The 21,931-nt window shown below is 41.8% G+C and carries 19 protein-coding genes; 11 read left to right on the forward strand and 8 right to left on the reverse strand.

The annotated features are described in order from the left end of the window. Positions 1-59 precede the first annotated feature (59 nt). Positions 60-1,019, forward strand: coding sequence for a polyprenyl synthetase family protein (locus AB3N61_RS02915; RefSeq protein WP_367898439.1), 960 nt, complete (start codon positions 60-62; stop codon positions 1,017-1,019). Between the two features lie 93 nt (positions 1,020-1,112). Here AB3N61_RS02915 and AB3N61_RS02920 read toward each other — a convergent pair whose 3' ends face one another. Continuing rightward, complete coding sequence (locus tag AB3N61_RS02920; protein WP_020768565.1) at positions 1,113-1,862, reverse strand: LIC10920 family plasminogen-binding lipoprotein; 750 nt, start codon at positions 1,860-1,862, stop codon at positions 1,113-1,115. A gap of 152 nt (positions 1,863-2,014) precedes the next feature. On the opposite strand from AB3N61_RS02920, the gene AB3N61_RS02925 reads away from it, so the two are divergent. After that, positions 2,015-3,157 carry an LBF_2804 family protein gene (locus tag AB3N61_RS02925; protein WP_367898440.1) on the forward strand — a complete coding sequence of 381 codons (1,143 nt, stop codon included), beginning with the start codon at positions 2,015-2,017 and terminating at the stop codon, positions 3,155-3,157. Between the two features lie 44 nt (positions 3,158-3,201). Continuing rightward, positions 3,202-4,236: an MBL fold metallo-hydrolase gene (locus tag AB3N61_RS02930; RefSeq protein ID WP_367898441.1), complete on the forward strand. Its 1,035-nt coding sequence runs from the start codon at positions 3,202-3,204 to the stop codon at positions 4,234-4,236. A 116-nt stretch (positions 4,237-4,352) separates the two neighbouring features. Here AB3N61_RS02930 and AB3N61_RS02935 read toward each other — a convergent pair whose 3' ends face one another. From AB3N61_RS02935 to AB3N61_RS02945, 3 genes are read right to left on the reverse strand one after another with little or no spacing between them, the layout of a single operon-like run. Further along, the gene (locus AB3N61_RS02935) at positions 4,353-5,123 is read right to left on the reverse strand and encodes a ribonuclease H-like domain-containing protein (RefSeq protein WP_036088933.1); all 771 of its coding nucleotides are present in this window, start codon (positions 5,121-5,123) and stop codon (positions 4,353-4,355) included. Positions 5,124-5,138: 15 nt separating this feature from the next. Next, positions 5,139-6,908, reverse strand: a complete 1,770-nt coding sequence (locus AB3N61_RS02940) for an apolipoprotein N-acyltransferase (protein ID WP_367898442.1) — start codon at positions 6,906-6,908, stop codon at positions 5,139-5,141. Beyond that, a complete protein-coding gene (locus AB3N61_RS02945) occupies positions 6,905-7,966 on the reverse strand; it encodes a lipase secretion chaperone (RefSeq protein ID WP_020768637.1) in 1,062 nt (353 codons plus the stop codon). Before AB3N61_RS02945 ends, AB3N61_RS02940 begins: the two co-directional genes overlap by 4 nt. A gap of 112 nt (positions 7,967-8,078) precedes the next feature. On the opposite strand from AB3N61_RS02945, the gene AB3N61_RS02950 reads away from it, so the two are divergent. After that, positions 8,079-9,104, forward strand: a complete 1,026-nt coding sequence (locus tag AB3N61_RS02950) for an NAD(P)-dependent oxidoreductase (RefSeq protein WP_367898443.1) — start codon at positions 8,079-8,081, stop codon at positions 9,102-9,104. A gap of 42 nt (positions 9,105-9,146) precedes the next feature. Here AB3N61_RS02950 and AB3N61_RS02955 read toward each other — a convergent pair whose 3' ends face one another. Further along, complete coding sequence (locus tag AB3N61_RS02955) at positions 9,147-9,809, reverse strand: flagellar assembly protein FlaA (protein ID WP_412758385.1); 663 nt, start codon at positions 9,807-9,809, stop codon at positions 9,147-9,149. A 110-nt stretch (positions 9,810-9,919) separates the two neighbouring features. Between AB3N61_RS02955 and AB3N61_RS02960 the strand changes: the two genes are divergently transcribed. The 3 genes from AB3N61_RS02960 to AB3N61_RS02970 all read left to right on the forward strand — a co-directional run bounded on the left by AB3N61_RS02960 (position 9,920) and on the right by AB3N61_RS02970 (position 12,071). Continuing rightward, positions 9,920-10,360 (forward strand): hypothetical protein, encoded by a 441-nt coding sequence (locus AB3N61_RS02960; RefSeq protein ID WP_020768643.1) that lies wholly within the window; start codon positions 9,920-9,922, stop codon positions 10,358-10,360. Positions 10,361-10,469: 109 nt separating this feature from the next. Continuing rightward, positions 10,470-11,714: a hypothetical protein gene (locus AB3N61_RS02965; protein ID WP_367898444.1), complete on the forward strand. Its 1,245-nt coding sequence runs from the start codon at positions 10,470-10,472 to the stop codon at positions 11,712-11,714. Between the two features lie 234 nt (positions 11,715-11,948). Next, positions 11,949-12,071 carry a hypothetical protein gene (locus AB3N61_RS02970; protein WP_255349068.1) on the forward strand — a complete coding sequence of 41 codons (123 nt, stop codon included), beginning with the start codon at positions 11,949-11,951 and terminating at the stop codon, positions 12,069-12,071. Between the two features lie 32 nt (positions 12,072-12,103). Here the strand turns inward: AB3N61_RS02970 and AB3N61_RS02975 are convergent, their stop codons facing one another. Beyond that, a complete protein-coding gene (locus AB3N61_RS02975; protein WP_020768654.1) occupies positions 12,104-12,736 on the reverse strand; it encodes a TetR/AcrR family transcriptional regulator in 633 nt (210 codons plus the stop codon). Between the two features lie 133 nt (positions 12,737-12,869). On the opposite strand from AB3N61_RS02975, the gene AB3N61_RS02980 reads away from it, so the two are divergent. Beyond that, entirely contained in the window at positions 12,870-14,141 is a 1,272-nt protein-coding gene (locus AB3N61_RS02980) for an NADH:flavin oxidoreductase/NADH oxidase family protein (RefSeq protein ID WP_020768564.1), read from the forward strand. Between the two features lie 124 nt (positions 14,142-14,265). Here AB3N61_RS02980 and AB3N61_RS02985 read toward each other — a convergent pair whose 3' ends face one another. After that, positions 14,266-15,519 (reverse strand): MFS transporter, encoded by a 1,254-nt coding sequence (locus AB3N61_RS02985; RefSeq protein ID WP_367898445.1) that lies wholly within the window; start codon positions 15,517-15,519, stop codon positions 14,266-14,268. 435 nt (positions 15,520-15,954) lie between these two features. Between AB3N61_RS02985 and AB3N61_RS02990 the strand changes: the two genes are divergently transcribed. The 3 genes from AB3N61_RS02990 to AB3N61_RS03000 all read left to right on the forward strand — a co-directional run bounded on the left by AB3N61_RS02990 (position 15,955) and on the right by AB3N61_RS03000 (position 19,826). Next, the gene (locus AB3N61_RS02990; protein ID WP_020768569.1) at positions 15,955-17,049 is read left to right on the forward strand and encodes an L-dopachrome tautomerase-related protein; all 1,095 of its coding nucleotides are present in this window, start codon (positions 15,955-15,957) and stop codon (positions 17,047-17,049) included. Between the two features lie 298 nt (positions 17,050-17,347). Beyond that, a complete protein-coding gene (locus AB3N61_RS02995) occupies positions 17,348-18,964 on the forward strand; it encodes a xylulokinase (protein ID WP_020768672.1) in 1,617 nt (538 codons plus the stop codon). 187 nt (positions 18,965-19,151) lie between these two features. Beyond that, entirely contained in the window at positions 19,152-19,826 is a 675-nt protein-coding gene (locus tag AB3N61_RS03000; protein ID WP_020768617.1) for a TetR/AcrR family transcriptional regulator, read from the forward strand. A 20-nt stretch (positions 19,827-19,846) separates the two neighbouring features. Here the strand turns inward: AB3N61_RS03000 and AB3N61_RS03005 are convergent, their stop codons facing one another. Then, positions 19,847-21,859: a 1-acyl-sn-glycerol-3-phosphate acyltransferase gene (locus AB3N61_RS03005; RefSeq protein WP_020768626.1), complete on the reverse strand. Its 2,013-nt coding sequence runs from the start codon at positions 21,857-21,859 to the stop codon at positions 19,847-19,849. Positions 21,860-21,931: the final 72 nt, after the last annotated feature.

Raw genomic sequence — 21,931 nt, forward strand, 5'->3', positions numbered from 1 at the left:
GTCCTTTACTGCTTGAGCCGAAAATTCGTTTCTAAATACTGTCGTAACAGGAAACCCGCGTGAAAGCAAAAGGATTGAAGGATCTCTTAGTCCGTAAGTTCGATAAAAAACTAAAAGATATCATAGACGAAGATCTACGAATTCTGGCCGAGATTAAAGAATATACGATCCGTTCCGGAGGAAAGAGGATCCGACCTATTCTACATTATTGCCTTTGTAAGATCCTGGGCTATAAGGGAGAAAAATATTCCGATGTGGGTGCGATTGCGGAGCTTATCCATGCTGCGAGCCTTCTTCATGACGACGTGGTGGACGAGGCCCAGACCAGAAGGGGAATGCCTAGTGTTCCTTCCAAATTCGGGAACAAAACTTCTATCTTGGCCGGAGATTATCTTCTTGCATGCGGGATAGATCATCTCAATAGTTTGGGGTCTCCGGATCTTATGGATCTGTTTACAACCGTTATTAAAGATCTTTCCGTAAGCGAACTCATTCAAATGGAATGGGAAAAAAATCCCAAAATTACATTAGATATCTATAATAAAGTAGTTTATGGAAAGACCGCATCCTTATTCGGAGCGGTATCGGAAGCGGCGGGGATATTGGCGGAAGTTCCCAAGAAGACCAGAAAAAAACTACACGAGTTCGGGATCCGCTTAGGTTCTTTGTTCCAAAAACAGGATGATGCGATCGATTATTTCCAAGCCGGAGATCAAACCGGAAAAATCCCTTTAAAAGATTTTCGAAACGGTTTATATACTTATCCGATCCTAAAACTATTGGAAATTGCGGACAAAAACGACAAAAAACTGGCTCATTCCTTGTTTGCTAAGGAGGAAAGGAATTCGGACGACGATCTGGTCATTCTATCCTTATTGAATAGATATAATATTCGAAAAAGTTTAAATGAAGAATTTGTTGCCGATGTCGAAGGCCTGTTAAACTTCTTAAAATCCTATCCCGAGTCCAGCGAAGGCGCTTTGGTTGAAGAACAATTCCGCAAATTGATGGAAGTGTAATCTTTCAGAAAGAAGCAGATATCGTTCTTCTTAACTTTCTCAAAAAAAGCCGCATTGGTCTGCGGCTTTTTTTATCTTACGTTTAACTTTCGATTACTGACCGGTAGTGGAAGATGAACCGGACGGGATAGCGTTACTTGTACAGTTAATATCACCTTTGATAGAAACGGTAGGACCGCTTGCGGTATTCGTATTATAACATTTTAAACCGTCTTGGGTATAACACATACTGGAAGAAGTCGCAGAGGTACAATTGATAAAGTCCGTAGTATAACATTGAGTCAAAGCAAGACCTGCGGATCCGGTTGTTACTTTATTACCGACTAGGTCCAAAGTAACCGTCAGATAGGAAAGAGCCTGGGTGCTGGAAGTTCCCGTATCCACAGGCACTCCGCTTCCTCCCCAGAAAATTTTTCCGTAGTTTGCTACCACAGGCGCTACTCCCAAAGCAGGAAGACCGGAGAAAGAGAAACCTTGTTGAGCGTCCACTGTTCCTTGGTTTTGGGTCGCATCATAAACGAATTTCAAGGTTACGAATGCTCCCGTAGTAAAATACATCCTGGAGTTGATCGTGAATAAGTTCGTAGTGGAACCTGTGCTTGTAGTAGTTCCGGTTGTCGTTCCGCTGCCGGAACTGGAATAAGGAGTTGCTGTTCCACAATTGGATGTTTTGTCCTTATCGATCTCTCCCTGGATTGGGAATGTGGAACCGTCTGTTCCGGTAACCGTAAGATCTACTTTATTCGTATCGCCCGTATTACAAGATACGAGCACTGCGACCGTGGCGATTAGGCCGACTAATACAGGGAACATTTTGGAAATATAAGTTTTGGAGAACGCCATAATTCTAATATCTATCTTCGGAAAATCATGGTCAAGAATGAAATCTTGGGAACGAAAACTCGACCTGTTGGTCCATAAGACCGGAAAACCCTCCTAAAGGTTCCGCCATTGAGTTGACGTAGCTCTAATTTTGGTTTTCGATCGTCCTTCTGATGAATGTAAGGGCCGAATCTTATTCCGATTATAAACCGGGTGTTTTAGAAAAATGGGGCATCCAAGTTCTCCGGAATTATGTCAATGGAGAAAAAGAAGAGGAAAGAACACTGGGACCAAGTCCCGACTTCTTTCCTAAAAGTACTCGGATTATTTACTGGGCTTCCTTCTTGGGATTGCAGATCGGATTTTGGACCACTTATTTTATTATCTTAGTGGAGAAACTTTTTCCGGAGTCTCCCGAAACATTCTCTCCCGAGTTTATAGAAAAGTGGAGTTATGCCGGAGCAGCGCTTGCCATCGGGACCATAATAGAATTTTATCTACTCTATAAATTAGGATTATGGGCCGCATATAAACTCACAAAACTTTCCGGGATCCCACTGGAAGAAGATCCGGATCTTGTTACCGGAAACGCAAATTTACTTTCCAGAATGGCCCTGGAAATCCCGGACCCGGATCTAAAACTATTAGGAATAGATCCGTTACGACTCACGGACAAAAGAAGTTTACTTATAAGAACGTTCTTTTATAAGACGAAGGTATTACTTTCCAACCTGATCGCAAAGATCGTACTCAGAAAAATTTTAGCAAGAAACTCTCTGAGAGTCTACGCGGACTATATTGCGGCCCCTATCACTGCGATCTGGGACGGAGTAGTCATGTATCTAATCTTAAAAGAACTCAGGATTAGGCTACTCTCTCGAATCATAGCAAAAGAAGTTACGGACGAAATATTAAAGAATACGGATAGACTCAGTAAAGAAGCAAAGGTCGCATTTTTGGCTGCAGTCGGGAATTCGGTCGTATTCACACAAAGATTTCATCCCAACTTGGAATATATGCTGATCAAAATGCACAAAGGATTCGGTTTGAATTCTCAGAACGGATCATTGGATGATCTGGATACATTCGGAAGTTTGGTCTCCCAATTATCTAAAGAAGAAAGGAAAGCTTGCTTAAGATTATTATGTATCGCGTGTTCCTTCGACGGAAAACTGTCTTCTTTCGAAACAAAACATATCAAACGAATATTGAAAGAAGAAGCAAAAGAGAATTTGGACTCTATTCGAATTCTTTCCGAGTACATCCGAAAAGGAAATTTAGAAGCTTGCAGAGAAAGGAGTCGATTATTTTCCTAGAAGACGGACTAAACTAATCGATTTAGTTAGGGGAGAATTCGAGTTTGAAAATCCATCACTATGACTCAATTCCGGATGTAAAGGAGATTGGAGACGGAATTTTTAAAACGGAGATCCCTCAACCGTTTTATGCGCCCAATAATATTTATATTCTTCCGGATGGCGAACCTGCACTTATAGATTCAGGCTATCTTGCCAATTTGGGGATGCTCCAAAGAGCTCTCAGAAAGATCGGGCTCAGTCTGAATAAAATCAAACATATCTTCTATACTCATAATCATTTGGATCATCTCAGCGCGGTTCTCACGATCCGTTATTATACGGACGCGAAATTATACGCAATGAAAGGAATGGCCTCAGGTATCGGAAATTATCTGGAACATGTGGAAATGTTCAACAGAGCATCCAAACGATTGGTCTACAAAGGACATAGGGTTCCGGAAGATCGTAAAAGAGAACTAGCAAGGATAGAAGAAGGGAACCTAAACTTAAGAAATACATTAAGCAGAGGAACTCGTATCGATCCTATCTTAAAATTCGATATAGAATTAGTCGAAGGGGACGTGATCCATGCAGGCGGGAGAGATATCGGATTCCTACATACTCCGGGTCATAATCTTTGGCACCTCACTCCTTATATCCTGGAAGAGAATATATTTTTCACAGGAGATTTGGTCTTACAAAATATCTCCTCTATTTACGCGGAGATAGACGGGAATCTGGAAGAATACTATCGTTCTTTAGAGAGGATCTCTAAGATGAGCATTCGCAGGTTATTGCCGGCCCATGGACCGGAACCGCAGTCCCCTCAAAAGGCAATTAAACTTCTACATAAAACGTTACAGATCTTGGAAAGAGGTGTGATCCGCAGACTTAAGGAGAAAGAATACGATCTTTCCGCTTTAACTTTAGAAGCGATGGGAGAGAAGGTGGCTAATTCAGGATATTATAATACTGCGATGGCGATCTTACATTCTATGGTCCGTAAGTTTATAGATAAGGGCTGGGTGGAAATTATAGAAACCGAACCGCCTTACGAGACATACCGCTGGATTGCTGGTCAAGAGTCACAGAGTTAGAGGAGTCGCAGTGTTTTTTCGCACAGAGAGGTTCTTCAATAAATTACTCTTAACTATACTCCGTGTCTTAGTGCCTCTGTGTGAACCATCTCTATGTCTCTCTTAGCCTTTGTGTCTCAAACCTCGGGGATCACTTCTCCGAAAAAGCGTGTTTCTTTGATCTTCAAGTTGTAAGCCTTGATAAACAAAAGTTCCAGATTGATCACATCTTCTCTATTATATTTCAAAAGAAGGTCTAACGCGTCTTGGTCGTCGTACTGAACATACTGCCACCATAATCGTACTGCATCCGCACCGTTTACTTCGTAAGGAAGATCTCTTTTGATCCCTAAAGCTTTTTCACATCCTTTCAGACCACCTTTGATCCCGAGGCTGCGAAGGATGTACATTATATCCAAATGGCGGTTCCTAAATTTTCTTCCGAATTCTTTTTCTAAAAAAGGGACATCGAATGCAGCTCCGTTATAAGTCACAAAAACCTGGGACGAAGAAAGTTCTTCCGGAAAATCATCCATATTCCTTCCTCGTAAATATGTTTTGAAATTGTTACCGTCGTAGGTCCCCACAACGGTAACAAAATCCCCACTGCCTAATCCGGAGGTTTCAATGTCCAAGTAGAGAAGATTATCTCGAATAATCGGGAATAATCTCCATTTTTGTTGGTTGGGTAGGGCAAAGAAAAAATAGTCCCAGTTCTTTCTGTCCATTTCCTTTCTGGAAAAATCCAGAGAGTCCAAAAGTAATCTGGAATGCATGTCTGAAGGGGACTTTACTTTTTCTTTAAGTATTTCTCTGAATTGTTCCCAATAAAGAATTCCTTGGTCCCAGAGTTTTCCTTCTTCGATCACGTCGATTCCGGGGAGATGGCAGAATGTGTGTTCTAACAATGATCCCCCTGGAAGTTAACCGCTAATTTTGAAAGATACCTTCTTTCCGACAAAGAAGAATAACGTGAATAATAAAATAGTATATAGATAAAATGGAAGATTTCCCCATTCCGAATAGAAGGTATTTCCACCTTCTTTCAATTTTGTTGCGGGAAGTAAAAAGGACCTTGTATCCTTTTCTCCGTATCTGGTCGGATGGTTTAAACTTCTGCCATACGGATCCACTGCGAATGAAATTCCTGTGACCGCTGGACGCACCAGAGTAAGTCCGAATTCTATCGCTCTAAATCGGACAGCTCCTCCATGTTGCCAAGCTTCTACCTCGGAAGAGAACCAGGAATCATTTGTCGGATTTACAAAAAACGTAAATGTATCCTTGGATGCGAATTTTAGGGAGTCTCTGACAAGATAAGAAAACATCGCTTCGTAACAGATCAAAGGTAGGATCTGGTAGGAAACTTTCTCCACTTTGCCGGAGCCTGTTAAAATTGGACGGAAATGATCGGGATTTTGGATCAAAGGAGTTTCTTCTTCCGTTGGAAAGGAGGGAACTCTTTCTCTTTTTAAGGAGCGATTTCCGATCAATGGTCTAGGATCTCCTCCTGTGATATAAAAGGATGTTTCCTTAAACAGCTTTCTTAAAAATGGAAACGTCGATTCGAAAGGAATATATTCCCCGAAAGCGAGTAATCTTCGTTTGTCATAACGGATCACTTCTCCATTGGAAGACGAAAGAAGTGTAACCTGGTTTTTTAAACCTTCCGGGAATCGATTCAGCTCATTGTATAAAATATCGGCGCCGGTTTTGTACGTTAGATACATTAGGGCCCCGTGGAATGTGGACGAATATACTCCTTGTACCGAATTTTCGTTCGGTATGGTTCCATGAAACGGGACTGCGGACTCCGGCAAAAATAAAAGATCGGGAGGAGGAGAGGTTCCCAAAGAAGAGCGAAGGCCTAACTCTAGGCTAGTACTGATTGTCTGTCCTACGAATTCAGGATTTTCGGCCAGTTCCCTTTTGCCCGGCGATGTATTCGGTTGTATTAAGACTCCCGAAAGTTTTAGGACATCGTTCTCGATCGCAGGAGTGGAATTCGGAACACTATAATCCGGAGCGGAATAGAGTCGAAAACTTCCCAAGGTCCAAACAATTCCAAAAATGAGAATGCCTACGATCCCGTACTGTTTTAAAGAATTGTTCCTAAACAATGTTAAGGAAGAACTTCCTAAGAGTAGAAAAAATCCCACTCCGAATATACCTGTCCAAGATGCGATTTGGGAAAAAGATAGATTCCCTTCCGCTAAATTTCCCCAGTACCAAGGAAACAGTTGAGGAATGGCTAGATCGGATAAAACTCCCCAAACAGGAAAAATCGCCCAGCCGAATAGTGTAGTCTTGTCCGGGGAGTTAATGTGTTTATTATATAAGAATAAACTAAAATTCCATCCCAAATAAAAAACGATCAGTTTGCAATGGGAGAAGATCCCATACACTAAAAACAATGTCCAAGAAACTATAGCACCCGCTCCAGAAATTGCGGAAATAGAGGATGGGATCCAATAAAATACGATCAAATTAATGATCTGGGAAAGACCCAAAAGCCAGAAGATCGCCGACTTAAGTTCCCATTTTCTTAATTCCAAAAATAGAATATAGGTGCAGAACGCCGAGAGCCCTCCTGCGGGAAAAAACTCGAAGGGCTCCATTCCGAAAAGAATTCCGGACGCAATCCCGATCAGGCACAAAAAGGGGCGGATCGGATTTCTGGAAAACCGGATCATTTACCTTGCAATCGTCGTTGGTCTTCTTCCAAGGCTTTTCTTCTCGCGTAAGCCTCTGCTTCTTCTTGGCCTAGGATCTTAACTCTGATCTCGTTCAGGGCCTTTTCCTTCTCTTCCGGTCTCGCTGTTGGATGAGATTTTATCCAGGCTTGTTCTTCTTGAGCGGTTTGCTCTTCCTTCTTCTTTTCCGTTTCAATTTCTTTTAGGACTTTTTCAATCCGATCTGCTCCGTCCTTTCCGAAATATTTTTCCCGAATTGCACGCACTTGAGGATCTTTTTCCGCGGCGGATAATTTGTTGAGGTCAGCTTCTTTAAAATAAAGTTCGGTTTCGTATTTATTGAACTTAGGCTCTCTTTTGTTGATTGTATTATAATAATTTCCGTAAACGCTCTTACGATATTCTTCGTATCTCGCAAGTTTTTTGTCTCCCGGAAGATTTTTGACCTCGTTTAAAAATTGGTCATATCCGAATTGGAAATCCTTTTCCGCTTCTTCCAATCCGAAGATCAATTTTGCATCCTGGTCGGAAAAGATCTCTCTTCTTTTTTTCTTTATGATTTCGTAAATTTCTTCCTGGCTTTTTCCCCGAGGCTGCTCGAACTCTCTTAAGACGATCTCATAGGAAAGATACTTTCTGAACAAACCGACGAGTCTTTCTCCATCCGCTCCCGGATATTGTTCCAAGATAAACGCTTTTACTATTTCATTACATTGTTCCGGAGTATAATCTGTAGGACATTTTCTTCTCAATTCCCAAAGAGAAGATACCAGATCTAATTCTCCATTCGCGGCGTATTTTAAGATCTCATCATAACTTAACCATTCTCCGTCCTTATACAATTCGCGAGAGGTCGCCATGATCTCCGGATTGATGATCCATTCTCCGTTCTCGTTTTGGGTCACAGTAAAACCTGGAGAATCGTCTCCGTCAAAGCCGAAGTCTCTACCCACTGAACCGGGTTCCCAGAGAAGGAATACGATCAATACGATAAGGAATAAAAAACCAGAGGCAAAAAGCCAGATTTTGGGGGGGATTTCTTTTAAACGTTCTAACATTTGAAATATTTACCGGTTGGAAAGCATTGAAGCTATTGATCGGGTGCGAGAAGGCAAGAGTTTTTACGGAAAATAAATTGGCGATTCAGGTCCTTTTTTAAATGATTCCTTCATGTCTCTTCCTATTCTTTTTTATCCGGAAGGAACCGTTGGTGCTTCGGAAATTTTCTCCTATTTCCGGAACTTAGATATAAGATCGTATCCTGCCAAATCTCCGGAAGAGATCGAAATATTTAAACCTACAATTTTGATCGCAAACACTAGGCTCAAGGTAAATCGAGAAACTTGCCTCAAGTTCCCTAGTGTCAAAATTTTTGCGACAGTGAGTTCCGGAACGGACCATGTGAATTTTTCGGATCTGAAAAAAGAATCCCGTGTCTTCATCAATTCTCCGGGAAGTAACGCGGGTTCCGTTGCGGAATATTGTTGGGTCTCACTACTTCATTTTTTTTCGGAAGAAAAATTGAGAAAGAAAAATGTAGGTATCATCGGCTTCGGAAATACAGGGAAGAAGTTCGCAAAAATTTTAGAAGAAAAGAGAGTCCCCCATATCTATAACGATCCATTCATTAAGGATCGTTCCCAACCTATAGATGAGATATTAAAATGCCAAATAGTTAGTCTTCATGTTCCTCTTACTTTCGATGGTCCTTATCCAACTGTGAACTTGCTGGATAAAGATAAAGTTTCCAAATTGAAAGAAGGTACACTTCTTCTAAACACGAGTAGAGGAGAAGTCTTGTCCGAGAAAACCTTCCAAACTATTTTGGACAGAAAAGACCTATACAAAGTGATGGATGTGTTTTCTCCGGAGCCTCCTAAAGGAAAAATTGCGGAACAAATGGTGGATTTGGAAAATTCGATCTTTACTCCTCATATCGCAGGGTACAGCCAATTGGGAAGATTACTCGGGACATATAGGCTTGCGGAGAAATTATGTATTTTATATAAAGAGAATCCTCTTCCCCCACTTTCCGAATTTTTACAACCGAATCAACCGATCTCTACGGAAACTTTTTTAAAAGAAGAGGACCGGAATTTGCGAGAATCCTGGAAAAATCAGGACTGGGAGTATTTTGAAAGAAGAAGAAATTCTTACCCGGCTAGAAAAGATTTGGGACTTGCGGATCTATATTAGATAATTCTAAAATTTAACCCGCGGGCTTCGGAGGGGGATCTATTATTTTACCAAAGCTTTTTCGCCGGGGAACAAAAGGTATTTAGGTCTTGTCTTAGCTAAAATATCATCTATCACGAAAACTTCTCGTGTTCCTCTTTTTCTTTCAAAGGGAGCCTCGTATAAAAATCCTAAAAATACAAGCTCCGAATTTTTATGAGTAACAAGATCATCTTGCCTTACTTTACGTGTGATGTCCAAAGTAAGGACCTTCCAACCTGAAAAATTAAAGTGTGTAAGCAGGATCTTTTTCTGATCCAAACTGGAATCCCTGACTAAAATAAAAAGAGAACCTCCGCCGTCGTTTGCATACACATGGAACTTGAACTCTTTTACGAATTCTTGAGAGGACCATGCCTTCTTGAATAAGATCTGGAAAGATTGGTTTTTTTCCGCGCTGAGTTCCACATACAAAGATTTTTCGGATTCCCTTTCGGGAGTCCTAAACACGGTTGAGATCCTTACTTCAGGACTAAAATCAGGACCTAGTTTTGCTTTTACGTTATCTTCTCCGAAGATCTCTGTTTCGAAATCTTGGACCACGGATTCTTTATAAATTCCGGAAAGATCCTTGGATAAGATCGAGCCGGATAAGATAAAAATTCCGGTCCATATAAACAGGGAAAAAAATCGCAAAAAATGAGTTTGGATCTTTTTCCGGCTCATGTTTTTTATTTCGGTCAGATCTTCAAAAATAACTACTATCTCCTTTTTTTTCCAGGGATCTATTTCTCTAAAAACTTGATGGTGTTTCCGTCTTTCTAAGAATCAGTTCTATGGATCCTTCGGAAGATTCTTATTTCCCGACCCAATTAGAATTCGGAGAGGCATTCCGTTCCGCTTTTCATGAATTTTTCGGAGATGAGAAAGATTTACAGTACGAATTATACGATTTAAAGTCGGTAGGATCCGGGCCCAAGGCAAATTGGGCGACCTTTTCCATTCGAAATCCGTTGGGTGGTAGATCTCTAGTATTTAGATTCGATCCTGATTCAGGTTCCTTCTATGCTATGTTAAAAGTGCAGGTCATTCCTGGGGAAGAAGATTGGAGCCTCGATTCTCTTTTTCAGAAAAAAGGTTTTTCAGAGGTGGGCTCAGCAGAGGTACAAAATACAGCGGGAGAATGGCTATTTCATTCCTTAGCAAGGCATTATTTAGGGACAATATTCAGCCATTGTCCTCGCATTCTCGAGCCTGATTATAAGTTGGAACCCTAAACTATCTGACACAAAGCCTAAAAAATTCGACATAATCGAACGATCCATATCCCAAAAAAAGAAGGGAAAGATCTCTAGGCAATTTGTTATTAAGTAAAAGGCCCAAGACATGAAAAGGTTCGTTCTCTTACTCAGTATCTTACAGATCTTATATTGCAACCAAGCAAAGGAAGTGAATATAGACGCTTCTCAGTCCTTAGTGGGCCTTTCCTTGGACCTGACATTATCCGAGCAGCTTTCACCTACATCCGATATCGGTCCTGAGTTTTTAGCAGTAGGACTTTTTTGTTCCTTATGGGCAAGTGAAGATGGAGTCCAATGGACTGCAAGCGCTTCCGTTTTTCCGGATTGTTCCGGGGGAAATTTATACTCGGTAACGTACGGCAATGGATTGTTTGTGGCAGTAGGAACACTTTCCGGAAAGTTCGACTCTCGGACTAATAATTGCGGGCTTTGGACCAGTCCTGACGGTGCTACTTGGACGAGGATCCCCTGCCCGAATAATAGTGGCTATCCATCTCAAGGAAACTTACCTCTACGATCTATTTCTTACGGTAAGGTAGGTGGAGTAAAAAAATTTATAGCGGCAGGTCCTAAGTTCGGTTCCGATAGTAGTGCGGACCAATTGTATATGATCCAAAGTACGAATGGAAAAACTTGGACTGCAATGGAAGACATCCCCGAAACGGAACATGGAACAGCGAATGGATCATGTTTAGTGATGTTTCATAATAATACATTGTACTGCCCGCAAGAAGGTGGGTCTTATTCAGCAATCTTAGAATATAATCCGAGTACTTCTACTTCCGATATGCCTGGTTTCCCTCCATTCGGAGGTGGTAATGCTTTGGAATCTTTGACATATGCTCCGCCTAATACTTTAGTATATGATCAATATTCATTCCAGTTCTTTGTATCTAGAGCAAATTCACTTTTGGTTTTTGGAATGAGAGAGTCCGATTCCATTGCAGTAAGTTCTAGAATGAGCGTGAGTGGGGTATGGCCTGCATCAGTTGCCATTGGCTTTGGAGCAAATAATCGACCTAATGGATTTGCAAGTGACGAGACCGGAAACATATATAGTTTCGGAAATTCTTGTAAATGGGCATACTCTTCCAATCAAGGAACTTCTTGGACAACAGTAAATACATTGGATGCCTGTGGGACCACAAGTCCTTATCAAGACTGGATGTCTGCAACTTACAGCACTAAATTGAATAGAATGGTAGTTGTTGGAGATGGAGGTTCCATCGGGACTACAAATATTTCCCCTACTTTAGCAACTGATTGGACTTACTTAAAAGTTGCAGGAGTTTCCCTGCAAATCACTTCCATCACAAGCAAATCCAAGTAAGCTCTTGCAAAACCTAGATCCAAAATAAATCTGGGAAGTGTATGGACCCAATTCTAATCATAGTGATCGTATCCGGATTTATCGTCGGGATCATCTACGGACTCTGGATCAAAAAAAGACATAAAGAATTAAAATAATCTAATCCTTGAGTATAGATCCCTTACTTGAGGGACTCTAAAAAAAATCCGAAAATTGACCGTCCTGCATTCTTCATTTGTTATCTAATAAATAGAGATGAAGAATCAAAAATTCAGATTAAGACTTTGGAAATTCTATCGGATCATCAGACCGCTGATGGCTATCTTGATCTCTTTAGCATTCTTACTTGTCAGCATTTATCTTCCGATCAAGGTTTGAACCTTTCGAAAGACCTCGATTCAAAACGAACCTTAAATTTCGCAGTTTTCCTGAGGAAGAAATAACATAGATTTAAAGAATACTTTCAGGATTTCTCTACCTACGGTTTGCAGAGCCCTCTTATTGGAAATATCGGATTGGATCTGTAGTCCGTCAAAAAGAGCAAGTAATGTCCTGGCAGAAAGTTCGGGAGAAAGATCGACTCGGATCTTGCCGATTTCCTGTGATTCCCTAATTGTCTTAGCGAAAAGTTTTTCCAAAGAATCATAAAAACTTAATATTTCTTTTTCCATCGCTCCGCAAGCGGTGGCTTCCGCAAATAAACGTGGACTACAATTCCCTTCTACCGCCAAACGATTCGCGAGTCTTTCTAAGTATTCCACCAGCCTGAGGTGGGGAGGGAGGGCCATTACTTCCGGATCTTCGAACCCGAATCTTTCCCAAGATAGAAAATTTTGGATCAGAGTGTCTCTGATCTCCTCTTTGCTCTCGAAATGGAAATAGATCCCACCTTTGGTCAATCCTGCCGCATCCGCAATATCCTGAACGGAGGTCCTTTCGAAACCCTTACTAAAGAAACAGTGCATAGCCGCCTGAAGGATGGATTCCTTTCGGACTTCCTCCGGCATTTTTTTCCAGCCAGGTTTTGCTTTGCTCAGTTTCATTCCTGCCCTCTGTTTCCGTATTTTTCCTTCGCTCGTCAAACGAATTCTCCAAATTTCCTAAAAATAAATACCAACCGGTAGGAATTTTAATTGACCGGGTCCGTCCAATAAATACCGAATGGTAGGAAATAACTTGAGTGAGAATTTTATGATCCAGGCATTATCTAAGGAAGGAATATCCTCCGAACTGAAACTTCCCAATGGCCAAATACTCAAAAACAGAATTGTAAAGGCTTCTATGGAAGAAGGTCTTTCGGATAAGGAATTTCTACCTAGCCCAAAATTATTCAAACTTTATGAAAGATGGTCCCAATCAGGTGCGGGACTTCTTCTTACCGGAAACGTAATGGTGGACGTGAATGGACTTACCGGTCCAGGCAACGTGATCTTAAGAAAAGATATGGATCTTTCTGCTATCAAACGATGGGCGGAGATCGGACAATCCGGCGGTTCCAAAATTTGGATGCAGATCAATCATCCCGGCAGACAAACATTCGGTTTTATTACGGAAACACCCGTCGCTCCTTCTCCCGTAAAAGTACATATACCGGGAAGAATGTTCTCTAAAGTTTTCGGTGTACCCAGAGCCTTAAGAGGAGAAGAGATCGAAATCCTCATCCAAAAGTTCGTAGATGCCGCTGTCCTAGCCGAAAAAGCGGGATTTAACGGAGTAGAAGTCCATTCGGCTCACGGATATTTATTGAATCAGTTCCTTTCTCCTATCAGTAATATTAGAAAAGATGAATGGGGCGGCTCTTTGGAGAATCGGGCCAGATTCCTTTTGGAAGTATTAAAAGGTATCAAATCTTCGGTTCGATCCGATTTCGGAATCGGAGTTAAACTGAATTCCGCAGACTTCCAAGGAGGGGGTTTTCAGGAAGAAGACTCCATCCAAGTTATCAGAATGCTGGAGCCGATCGGTTTGGATCTTCTGGAAATTTCCGGAGGGAATTATGAGTCGCCTGCAATGCAAGGAACTGGCACAAACAAAAGAGAAGCGTACTTCTTGGAATTTGCCAAAAAAGCGAAAGAGATCACTAAGACCCCGCTATTAGTTACAGGTGGTTTCAGAAGCAGATCGATAATGGAAGAAGCTGTGCTTTCAAAAGAAGCGGACCTAGTAGGGATCGCAGCACCTTTTGCATTCCATCCTACGTTCGTAAAAGGATTACTTTCCGGGAAAATAGAAAATGTTTCCGTTGAAATACCGAAACTTTCCAATCCTGCATTAAATTCACTTTCTAAGATGTCCGCGATCCGTCTTCAGTTCAGAAGGATGGGAGAAGGAAAAGAACCTAGGCTTCCTGGTTCTTTGATTTGGAATATGATCGCCGATCAGATTAGAGGAAGACGTAACGCTAAAAATTATAAAAGACTGCTTCGTAGACTCTTGAAGCCTGCGTAGCAGACTATCGAAAATTTTTGGAACGAAATTCTTTAAAGCGGATCGTATCTAAATGACGACTTGATCCATTGAATAGCAAACCTTAAACTGTCCGTCGGAGAAATTCCGACGGACCTTTTTTTGTTTATTTTCTGGAGAGAGAATTCTCTTGTATTTTTGCTCCTAACATCAAAGGAGATTCTTTTAATAAAAAAGACAAAGCTAGGTTCAACACACCAAGACCTATGAATATTTTTAAGAATAGATCGATTCCTAAAAAGTTCAGCCCTAAAATAAAGAAGATCCCTGAAATCTGACCGATCCAGAGTAAAAGCCCTTGCGAAGAAGATTCAGGAGCGGGAGAAGTGATCTCCGCACAGTATTGGAATCCGATCGGCGCTCCGATCCCAAGTAAAAAAAATCCGATTAAAAATGCTCCGGTTAACACTAAGGTGTAATCATTGGCTAAGGAAAATAATAACATTCCGGGTAAAAATCCGGCCATAGAGATCACAAGGAAGGGCTGCCTTTTGCCTACTTTATCGGAAATTAACGGAACAAAAATGCCTGCGATAATTCCGGACATAAGCATCATTCCGGCTATTTCTCCCGATTGAGTCATGTTCAGTTGTTTTGTTTCGCAGATCTGATCTATACAAGTGCTGACTGCATTAAATATTCCTAAACCGATCAGGAATAGGAGAAGGGATTTTCTCATATCTTTTTGGCTTAAGATATGTTTTAAACCTTCGAATACTTTAAATTTGGAATCCTGCAGATTTGCCCTATCCGGAGCCGTAGGAGGCTTCTCCTTGAAAAATGCTAAAAACAATATCGCTCCTACCAAAGCTATCATTCCGTAATTCAAAAGTATACCTGGGATCTCCTGAGGATTCGGATTTATTTCTCCCAACATTCTAGGAGTGATTGCCATTACTAAAATAATACCTACAAATTGCGCCAAGGTTCCGATCGCCACTGCAGTTGCTCTTTCCGTAATCGGGAACCATTGTACGCTTACTTTTGTGACCGCGTTTAATATGAAGGGTTGTGCAATCGCTAAACCGATCTGAGATGCGATGACTATGCTGAAATTATCTGCATATACTCCTTTGCTTAAGGAGAAAATTCCGGTAAGGGCCGCGCCCACTCCTACTCCGATCCGAATTCCGTAAGTATCTATGATATAAGAAGCGGGGATTGCCATTAACACGAATACTCCCATGAATATTAGCGAGAGAAGATCTATCTGAAGGCTTGATACATCGTAAAATACTTTAGCCTCTCTGGCAATCGGCGCAAAAGTCAGCCATTGGATCTGGATAATCGCAGTAATTAACGCGTATAGACCAAGAATCACCCATCTGTAGCCGTATACTTTTACCTGGTTTTCACGCATAGAAAGCCCCGTTTTTATTTAAATAGTGAAAGATAATAATTCGCATCACTTAGGTCCGAGGGAATCATCAATATTTGCTCGGAAGTAACAATGACAGTATAAGAGGTGTATGTTCTAGTTCCAAGCAAATTATAATTTTGGAATAAGAAGTACCCGCTATTTTCATTCCTAATTATAACGACTTAAATATTATGCGAATAAGTGATTTCGTGAAATGTAAGACGCATATAAGTGCGAGGTAATTCGGTCCTATAATTCCGTTCTTTTTTACATTACTACAGGTTGTATGTGTGAGATAGTACTTTAAGAAATAAGAAAGTTGTAAGTTTCGATTTTAAAAGAAGGACCGACTTCTTAAATTCGGACGTTCGACTTAAACAATGCGGACGACCGTTTTCTTTTTTGCCTTATGATATGAGGTAGTGGAGAAAATTTATGTTAAAAAAATGGGCTTTGGTCTTTGTATTGGTTTCTACCATTATAAAATGTGAAACAGGAAATTTAGAAGATAGGACAACGTTACCAAAATATCCGAATACTTCCCTGGAAAAAGTGATCCAATTGGATCGTCCTCCCGGCAATATTAGCGCTTCCGCTTCCGGAAGGATCTTCTTCTCCTTCTTTCCTCAAGGATCTCCCCCGATCAAAGTAGCGGAGTTAAAGAACGGTCAGGTTCTTCCTTTCCCGAACCAGAACTTCCAGAAAAATTTTAACACTGTCCTATCGGTGAGAGTGGATGATAAGAATCGGCTCTGGACCCTGGATTACGGCAATTTAGGATTAACAAGACCGAAAGTTTACGCATTCGATATAGAAACGGGAGCTACGATCCACGAGTATGAATTCCCCGTTTCGATCGCACCTAAGGATTCTTTGCTCAATGATATGCAGATCGATACGGTAACTGAGACTATCTTTATTACGGATACAAGTCCTTTGATCCCCGATCCTGGTTTAGTGGTTTATGATATCGCAACCAAAAAAGCAAGAAGGCTTCTAAAAGACCATGTTTCCGTAGTAGGGGAAAGAAACGAGATTGTTGTGAACGGAGCTCCCTTTCAAGTGGCGGGGGTTTCTATTATATTCAATGCGGACTCCATAGCATTGGACCAAAATAGAGAATGGTTATATTTCGCTCCTTTCACTTCTGGAGAACTATACCGTGCTAAAACCACCGTTTTACGGGATTCTACACTAACCGCAGCCCAATTAGCGGCGCAGGTGGAAGAATATTCTTTAAAAACAATGAGCGACGGTATCAGCATCGATACAGGTGGGAATATTTATGTGACCGATGCGGAGCATTCTGCGGTGAACCTGATTGATCCGGATAAGAAGATTACCACATTATTTAAGGATCCAAGTTTTCGTTGGCCCGATGGATTCAGCTATGCCCCGGACGGATATATGTATCTAACTTGTAGTGCATTAAACGAAGTCTTTTTACAATTAGATAGTACGATCTTAAGTAGAGGACCTTACTATATCTATAGATTCAAACCGGAAGCGGAAGGGATCATAGGTAGATAATTTCTTTATTGGATGAGTTAGTGCGACTCTCTCGCTTCGCGAGAGATCGCGCTGCTTCGGATTCGCGCATTCGCGCTCATCCGGGCAAAGCCCGGACTAAAGTCCTGCGCATCGCTGTCGCGGTCGTCTGACGCGATTCTGTTGACACGAAAGGACAATCGTATATAACCGCCTCCTTATTCTAGAAAACATTCTAGAAAAAAGGATTGCCCTTTTGGGAGGCCTTTTCATTCTCCAGATGAGTGAGCGCTCACTCATCTGGCATATTGCCACTGCTGGGCCTCGGAGGATCTACTGCATGAAATCAAAAGTCTATGTTTTGGCTTACGATATAGGAACTACCGGGACCAAAACTTGCCTATTTGAAATTGGTAATAGACTGACTCTTGTACATTCCGCTAGCCAAGAATACGGACTCACTCTTTTAGAGGGAGGAGGAGTGGAACAAGACCCTCAAGATTGGTGGAATTCTATGAGAGATACCACTGCCCAAGTCTTAAAAGAATCCAAACTCGATCCGGCTGAAATTCGTGGGATCTCTTTTTGTTCCCAAATGCAAGGTCTCGTTTTAGTGGATAAGGATCTAAAACCGGTCCGTCCGGCAATGAGTTATATGGACCAAAGAGCCGGCGAAGAAATGAAAAAAGGGATAGAGCATGGGATCAAGATAGAAGGTTTAAATGCTTATAAACTTCTTCGTTCCTTACAGATCACCGGAGCGGTTGCCGGAAGTGTAAAAGATCCATTATGGAAATATAAATGGGTCGAGGCAAAAGAAGCCGAAAAATTTGCGAGAGTCCATAAGTGGTTGGATGTGAAAGATTATCTGACTACCAGATGTACCGGCAGAGCTACCATGACCTTGGATTCCGCGTTTGCAACTTTCTTATATGATTCTCGTCCTGGAAAAAGCCGTTGGCATAAGGGACTCTGTAAAATGTTCGGAGTCCGTCCGGAACATCTTCCCGATCTCATCCAATCCACGGACCTAATCGGCGGACTGACCGAGATTTCTGCAAAAGAACTAGGGCTCAAAGAAGGAACTGCGGTTTTCGGCGGAGGAGGGGATGCCACTCTGATCGGTATCGGAGCCGGCGCGGTAGAAGAAGGTGACACTCATATTTATGCGGGAACTTCCGGTTGGGTCTCTACGGTAACTAAAAAAAGGACTGTGGATATCAATGCGAGGATAGCGTCTATCGTAGGTGCTAGAGCGGGTTATTATAATTATTTCGGAGAACAGGAAACCTCGGGTAAATGTCTGCAATGGGTTAAGGACCATCTTGCCCTGGACGAGATAGATGTTTATTTAGAAAAAAAGAATGTAACGGAAGGAGAGGATGCGGTTCACGAAAGCCTTTTCGCATTCTTATTCGAATCTATCAAGGATACTCCCGCTGGAAGCGACGGGGTGATCTTCACTCCTTGGCTGCATGGAAACCGTTGTCCGTTCGAAGACCCTGCAGCAAGAGGAATGTTTTTTAATATAGGTCTGGATACGGGAAAAAGAAAACTGATCCGGTCCGTGATCGAAGGGATTTCCTTTCATAAACGCTGGATCTTAGAATTATCTCAGGCTAAAGTCCCTGCTTCTTCCACCGTCCGATTTGTGGGCGGGGTGGCACGTTCTCCTATCATTTGCCAGATCTTGGCGGATATTACGGGCAAAACGATAGAAACTATCGACCATCCTCAAAATGCAGGAGCAACGGGAGCGGCAGCGATCGCTGCATTAGGATTAGGTAAAATTCATTCTTTCGAAGAGATCAAAAATTTAATACCTAGTAAGCAAAGATGGATCCCGAATCCGGCGAACAAACCGGTTTATGATCGGAATTTTTCCGTGTTCAAAAAATTATACGAGGCTAATAAAGCGCATTACGCAATCTTAAATACATATAATATCCTGCCATAAAAGGGGGGAGGATATTGAAGCCTAAAATTAGATGCTTATCGATAGTGTACGTTTAGAGAAGGAATATAAATAAAAAGGACCGAGTGTATCCCATAAGGGATTCTTTGTGAAATGAACAATAGTGTATGGATATTTTTGAGATTCAAAAATATTATTCGCGAACTCGGTTCAGGCAGGGTGTCAACAAATGAAGAGAATAGAACAGTCCAATCGAGTTCGGGGGAAAATTTTAGAAGTATCCCGAAAACTTTTCGTAAGCGAAGGATATGAAAAGGCAACCATTCGTAGGATCATCGAGGAAGCAGAGATCACTACGGGAAGCTTATATCATTTTTTCAAGAATAAGGAAGAGATACTCCTCGCGATCGCAAGCGAAGTATTCAACGAAGCGGGTGAGACCGCAGAACGTCTGGTCGGCGAAATGGATCCTCCTTTGGTTTTTGCAATGGAAGTCGGATTACAATTTTATCTTTGCCAGAAAAAAATTACCATCGCGGAAACTTACTTGGCGGCGTATAAGACCCAAGGTGTTACCGATATGATCGGGAACCGCGGTTCTCATAGAAGCAAAGCTTTATTCGAAAAATATAATCCTGAATTCGACGAACAAGAATACTTGATCCGTACTTTGGCTTTCAGAGGAGTATTTCAAAGCCTTTTGGAAGAAATGGTGTATTCCGGAAAAATTGACAGACTCAGAATGATGGCTACGGTCATACAATTGGGCCTGACTACATTCGGAGTTCCCAAAGAAGAAATGGAAATCGCATTACAAAAAACGTTCCGACTTCTGAAAGAAAGAGCCTCCGAGATAGAAGCGCTTGCAGAAGGACTACTACAAATTTTCGTAAACGGACGATAAAATGCAAGACTGACGAGAGATTAAACTCTCGAAAGTCTTTCTTCCATTCCTTCCGCCACCTTACGAACGTCTTTTTTATTGATGACCACCTCGTAAGCGGCATACATGATAGGGACCTCGTTTGGATCGATTTTCATTAGGTTCGGCATTACCTTCAATCCATAGAATCCGTTAGACATCTTTTCGGAAGGATGACCGTTTGCTATATCGTATCCGGTCTTTCTGTCTTTTGCATCCGTTCCGAAACAAGATAACATAAAGTCGGTCAAACCGGATAGACCTTGGAATGTTTCCGGTTTTCCTCCCATCTGCACTCCCACTTTTACCATCTCGTTAAAGAAACGATTGGAAAGATGGAAGAGTGAATTGTCCACATTCCCACCCAGAGTCTGTTGGAAATAACCTTCTACAATTCCCATTACCAAAGCGTAAATTGTTTTGAGCGCCCCGCCAAGCTGGACTCCCTTTACGTCCGTAGGAATGATCGCAGGTCTCGGAAAAATATAACCTGTAGTTAATAATTTTTGAATACGAGGGATCAGACTTTCGTTCACTGCCGCGATCTCGAATCCTGAAATTTTTCTTTCCATGATCTGATCCGGATAAGAAGCCCCGGAAATCACTCCGATCCTGTCGTCTTCTATACCTAAACCGTGTTGTAGATCGTCCAGGATTAAACCTGCACTCGTAAATCCTTTGATAATATTGAAAAATGGAGCCTTGTTCTTAGAAAGATAAGGTTGCAGATCCGGATAAATCGTATGCAATTCCCAAGGATTGGTCCCTTGGATAAACAAGGTTGCGGTTTTTAATTCTTCCGGATCGGAGGTGAATGTCAGGTTCGGAGGAAGTTTATAAAGGGAATACGTTCTGAGATCCCTTCTTTCCGCATTGGACTGAGATGTGTATTCTTGGTCCGGATGATAGACTAGAACGCTGATATCTTTATTCGCCAATACGGTTGCTATCGCAATTCCCATACTGCTGTTTCCGATCACTACCACTTTTTCTTTCGGTTCTTTCGGGACTTTGATCAGTTTGTTTTGGTCCCTGGCATCCGCACTATACAAGTTCCTATAAATACCATGTTGGTGTTTGTTCAGATTTTGTCCTACAAGCAGAGCTAAATTATCGATCAGGAATTGTTTTTTGTCTCCATGTTCCGGGAAAGGAAGATGTTCTATATCTTTAGGGAAATGGGCCATTTCCTTTTTGGATAATTCCCCGACTAATACCGGTTTGCCGATGGTAAGTTTACCCGCTACTTGGTTGAAGAGTAAACTTGTGGTAGGAAGGATCTTGTCCGTCTTCTCCAAAGAAATGGGAAGAATAACCTTATTCGCAACATAGTGATAGACAGTGTCCACAAAAGGCATCAGTCTTCCGTCCCTGGATCGGGTTCCTTCCGGGAAGATGGCAGCGATCTTTCCTTCCTGTTGCAGTTTTTGAGAATGTCTAAAGGCCCTCATATTAATTTTGGTCATCACATCGGAAAGACTCGGGTTATCCGCCATGTCTCTTTTGGAGCAGACCAAAAGAGTTCCGAACATATAGAGTCCGAGCCTAGTAAAATCAGGTTCGTAAGCCAATCGTCCCGCGATAAACACCAATTGTTCCGCGACTTCTCTACCTTCCGGCGAAGCATGATATAATAGTTGGAAGATTGCAGGAGCGTCCAAATGGCTGAGGTGGTTGGAAATCAAGGTAACCGGGTATTTTCCGATCAAAGGTTTTACTGCGCTTAAGTTTTCGATGCCTTCTACCGTAAAAAATTTCATGATGGGAGAAAGAAATTCGATCATGAACTCTCTGGCTTTCTTTTCAGGCGGGGTGTACACACCTATTCTTTCCAAAGAGGACGGATCCTTAAAAACATCCATGACCGGAGGCATCGGAGTAACGGAACAAAGATAAAGAAATTTCTGAAGTATCTTTTTCGCCTCTTCTTCGCTCATCCCTGATCTTTTGAATAGGTGAATGTTCTCGAAGAATTCCTTCTGCCATCTTCCGACGGATTGTTCTTTTTCTGCCATGATACGTCTCTGTCTTTAGGTCTTGCGGTTAATCTGGTTTCGGTGCTTAGAGCTCGAACTTTAAGGTTCGAT

This window comes from Leptospira sp. WS58.C1 (assembly GCF_040833995.1).
Taxonomy (GTDB): Bacteria; Spirochaetota; Leptospiria; order Leptospirales; family Leptospiraceae; genus Leptospira_B; species Leptospira_B cinconiae.

Bases quoted from the DNA above. Each gene is read 5' to 3' on its own strand.
- AB3N61_RS02920 (WP_020768565.1), bottom strand. From the start codon at position 1,862: ATGGCGTTCTCCAAAACTTATATTTCCAAAATGTTCCCTGTATTAGTC.
- AB3N61_RS02925 (WP_367898440.1), top strand. From the start codon at position 2,015: ATGAATGTAAGGGCCGAATCTTATTCCGATTATAAACCGGGTGTTTTA.
- AB3N61_RS02940 (WP_367898442.1), bottom strand. From the start codon at position 6,908: ATGATCCGGTTTTCCAGAAATCCGATCCGCCCCTTTTTGTGCCTGATC.
- AB3N61_RS02945 (WP_020768637.1), bottom strand. From the start codon at position 7,966: ATGTTAGAACGTTTAAAAGAAATCCCCCCCAAAATCTGGCTTTTTGCC.
- AB3N61_RS02950 (WP_367898443.1), top strand. From the start codon at position 8,079: ATGTCTCTTCCTATTCTTTTTTATCCGGAAGGAACCGTTGGTGCTTCG.
- AB3N61_RS02955 (WP_412758385.1), bottom strand. From the start codon at position 9,809: ATGAGCCGGAAAAAGATCCAAACTCATTTTTTGCGATTTTTTTCCCTG.
- AB3N61_RS02960 (WP_020768643.1), top strand. From the start codon at position 9,920: ATGGATCCTTCGGAAGATTCTTATTTCCCGACCCAATTAGAATTCGGA.
- AB3N61_RS02965 (WP_367898444.1), top strand. From the start codon at position 10,470: ATGAAAAGGTTCGTTCTCTTACTCAGTATCTTACAGATCTTATATTGC.
- AB3N61_RS02970 (WP_255349068.1), top strand. From the start codon at position 11,949: ATGAAGAATCAAAAATTCAGATTAAGACTTTGGAAATTCTATCGGATC.
- AB3N61_RS02975 (WP_020768654.1), bottom strand. From the start codon at position 12,736: ATGAAACTGAGCAAAGCAAAACCTGGCTGGAAAAAAATGCCGGAGGAA.
- AB3N61_RS02985 (WP_367898445.1), bottom strand. From the start codon at position 15,519: ATGCGTGAAAACCAGGTAAAAGTATACGGCTACAGATGGGTGATTCTT.
- AB3N61_RS02990 (WP_020768569.1), top strand. From the start codon at position 15,955: ATGTTAAAAAAATGGGCTTTGGTCTTTGTATTGGTTTCTACCATTATA.
- AB3N61_RS02995 (WP_020768672.1), top strand. From the start codon at position 17,348: ATGAAATCAAAAGTCTATGTTTTGGCTTACGATATAGGAACTACCGGG.
- AB3N61_RS03000 (WP_020768617.1), top strand. From the start codon at position 19,152: ATGAAGAGAATAGAACAGTCCAATCGAGTTCGGGGGAAAATTTTAGAA.
- AB3N61_RS03005 (WP_020768626.1), bottom strand. From the start codon at position 21,859: ATGGCAGAAAAAGAACAATCCGTCGGAAGATGGCAGAAGGAATTCTTC.